The sequence below is a fragment of the Burkholderia sp. RF4-BP95 genome (genome assembly GCF_001521985.1).
Lineage (GTDB): Bacteria > Pseudomonadota > Gammaproteobacteria > Burkholderiales > Burkholderiaceae > Burkholderia > Burkholderia diffusa.
Genome location: NZ_LOSX01000038.1, coordinates 1 through 3,275 on the forward strand (window position 1 = coordinate 1; position 3,275 = coordinate 3,275).

The 3,275-nt window shown below is 61.9% G+C and carries 1 protein-coding gene and 2 pseudogenes; 1 reads left to right on the forward strand and 2 read right to left on the reverse strand.

Going from position 1 to position 3,275, the window contains the following annotated elements; translation table 11 throughout:
- Positions 1-353 precede the first annotated feature (353 nt).
- A pseudogene (locus WS46_RS36055) lies at positions 354-639 on the reverse strand (transposase); the annotation flags it as partial.
- A 90-nt stretch (positions 640-729) separates the two neighbouring features.
- Between WS46_RS36055 and WS46_RS15045 the strand changes: the two are divergent.
- Entirely contained in the window at positions 730-1,809 is a 1,080-nt protein-coding gene (locus tag WS46_RS15045; protein WP_059537513.1) for an IS110 family transposase, read from the forward strand.
- A 310-nt stretch (positions 1,810-2,119) separates the two neighbouring features.
- Here WS46_RS15045 and WS46_RS36440 read toward each other — a convergent pair.
- Positions 2,120-2,967: pseudogene (locus WS46_RS36440) on the reverse strand (IS3 family transposase); the annotation flags it as partial.
- Positions 2,968-3,275 lie beyond the last annotated feature (308 nt).

Sequence of the window (3,275 nt, forward strand, 5' to 3'; positions counted from 1 at the left end):
GGTCCCCACTACTTTGGTGGGGACTACTCTGGCAACTTCCTTTCACATCGTCGAGACGGTGCTGGGGACACGCTTACCGTTCGATTGCAATTCCTACAGTTTCAGCAACGCGTCCGGATCGCTGGCCAGCGCCGTCGATACCGCATCCGGCGTGTGCCGGTACCGAGGGCACCGACCGCCCCACCTGCGGGGCCACCAAGCAGCGTGCCGATCACTGTCGCCGCCTGGCCGACCGCCGAAGCGATGTCTTTCCAGTCCATTCATTCCTCCCTTGTGATGAAGCGGCGTCATCAGAGGTGGCCTCACTCGTTCGGACAGTTTTCTGAGATTTCTAAGTGGAACGTCCGAGGCAATCATGCTGCCGATTTGATCGCAGGCAGCGTCGCGAAGTATGCCTCATCCGGCGTCCGATCCGCCAGGCTCGAATGGGGCCGTTTTCGGTTGTACAACTCGATGTAGTCGCCGATGGAGCGCCGGGCATGGCTGACCGACTCGTAAGCTCGCAGGTAAATCTCTTCGTACTTGACGCTGCGCCACACGCGTTCGACGAACACGTTGTCGCGCCAGGCCTTTGCCGTCCATCGACAGCCGCACGCCTCGACCCAGTACGGCCTCGATGAACGCGCCCGCCGTGAACTGAATTGGTAAGGACTTCCCCGATCTTCGGACTGGCACCGCTCTGGTGCCATCATGGCTGGTGCTATACAACCTTCCGTAAAGGGGGAAGTCATGGACAAGATTACCCGTGTTGGCGTGGATCTGGCGAAGAACGTGATGCAAATCCATGCAGTCGGCGTAAATGAGCGTGTGGTGACGCGCAAGGCGATCTCGCGTGAGCACTTCGTGAGCTGGTTTGCCCGCATTGAGCCCTGTCTGGTAGCCATGGAAGCCTGCAGCACCGCTCACTACTGGGCGCGCCGGCTGCGCGCATTGGGCCACGAGGTACGCCTGATCCCACCGCAATTCGCGGCCCCGTACCGCAAGGGTGGCACGCAGGTCAAGAACGACGCGCTCGATGCCGAAGCCATCTGCGAAGCGGCTAGCCGTCCCCATATGCGTTTCGTGCCCATCAAGTCATCCGCACAGCAAAGCGTCCTGGTTCTGCACCGCATGCGTACGGGATTTGTCGAGGAGCGTACCGCCCTCGTCAACCGTATGCGCGGCCTACTTGGTGAGTTCGGCGTGTTTGTGCCACAGGGCATCGAGCAACTGCGCAAACATTTTATTGAGCGCATCGAAGATGGCACCAGTGAACTTGACGGACCGGCCCGCCAGGCGCTGATGCGTGGCTGGGCTCAATGGCAGACGCTGGACGCAGAAATCGCCTGGCTTGAGCGACAGATCGGCGAGCACGCCGGTCACAATCCCGATGCCAAGCGCTGCATGCAGATGTGCGGCGTGGGGCCCCTGACCGCCTCGGCAGCCGTGGCCACCATCGTCGACGCCCGCCAGTTCAGAAACGGCAGGCAGATGGCCGCCTGGCTCGGCACCGTGCCCAAGCAGAACAGCAGTGGCGGCAAGCAGCGTCTCGGGCGCATCACCAAACAAGGTAGCGATTATCTTCGCACCCTGCTGTTCCAGGGGGCGCGATCCGCCTTGCTCCACGCGCACCGGCGTAATGACCGCCTCTCCCGATGGATTGTCCAACTGCAGGCTCGCATCGGCTACTACAAGGCCCTGGTCGCCGTGGCCAACAAGCACGCGCGTATCCTGTGGGCCGTGCTTGCCCGCGGCGAGAAGTTCGACCCATCACATCAGCCCGTGCGTGCAGTTGAGCCGATCCAACAAGCCGACACGACCCAACCTTGAAGACCACTCATTTCCTCTTCACGGACGCAATCGACAAGGATAGCGACACAGCTCAGACCGGCAGCGGGCGAACTCGAAGGGCAGTCAGGCGGCATCGCACATAGCACGCGCCGTGAACTGGATGGAGTCCTGCTGCGCGGTTACTATCCGGGCCCGGGCCCGGGCGCGGCAATGCAGGCGTCCACCAAGGCCGTTTATAGGCACGCAGTCTGTCTTGTCGCGACCTGCTCGAGAATCGTCCATGTTCCATGGAGCCGTTCAGTGAACGAAACACCAAACCTAATTTGCTAAAACGGGGAAGTCCTTATAGGCTGCCCTGATCGGTGTTCACGATGTCCGGCAGTCCGTAGCGGGCGAACGCTTCTTCCAGTGCCTCGACGGCATGCGTGGCTTCCAGCGTGATGGCAACCCGGTGCGCGAGAATCTTGCGGCTCGCCCAGTCCACCACCGCCGTCAGGTACACGAAGCCGCGCGCCATCGGAATGTACGTCGTGTCGAGGGCGAACACCTGATTGGCACGGTCGATCTTCATGCCCCGCAGCAAGTACGGCCAGATCTTGTGCTGTGCGTTGCGCCGACTCGTGTTCGGCTTGCAGTACAGCGCCTCGACACCCATGCGCTTCATCAGCGTGCGCACACGCCGGCGGCCGACTTCATGGCCTTCCCGGCGTAATAGGCGCGCCAGCATCCGTGCCCCGGCAAATGGAAACTCCATGGGCAGCTCGTCGATTCGCCGCATCAGCAACTGATCCGCCTCGCTCACTGGCTGCGCCCGGTAATACGCGCTCGATCTCGCGATGCCAACCAGTCGCGTCTGTCGCGAAACCGGCAGCGCATGCGTACGGTTAATCATCGCTTTGCGCTCAGCAGTCCGGCTTTGCCGAGCGCTCCTGACAAAAAATCGTTCTCCAGCGTCAACTGTCCGATCTTCGCGTGCAGCGTTTTCACGTCCACCGGCGGCTCGTTCGACGGTGTACAGGCCGCGCCGAACACATCCGCCGCACGCTCCTGCAGTTGCCGCTTCCACTCCGTGATCTGGTTCGGGTGCACATCGAACTGCTGCGCCAGTTCGGCCAGCGTGCGCTCGCCCTTGACCGCCGCCAGGGCCACTTTCGCTTTGAACGCCGCTGAGTGCGTCCGTCGGGTTCTCTTCGTCATCTTTCCGGTTCCTTTGCCTGCATTATCGCTGGCTCAGGCCCCGGATGTTCCACTTATCCGGCTGTCCGAATTTGCGCGGCCACCTCTATCATCAGCGAATCGGATGCACAATCAGCGACTCGCCGATTCCGCGGATCGGACTTTCGCCTTTTATGCGCGGAGCGCGTACCGCGCCACGTCCCATCGCGCCTCACGCTTTGCCTGACCGGCCATCGCCGGGTTGATCTGTCGGGGGGTACCCGCAAAATCTCCGGCATCCACCAGTTCATTACAGCCGTGCGACTGTCAGAGCTACCCCGCTGAGCGGG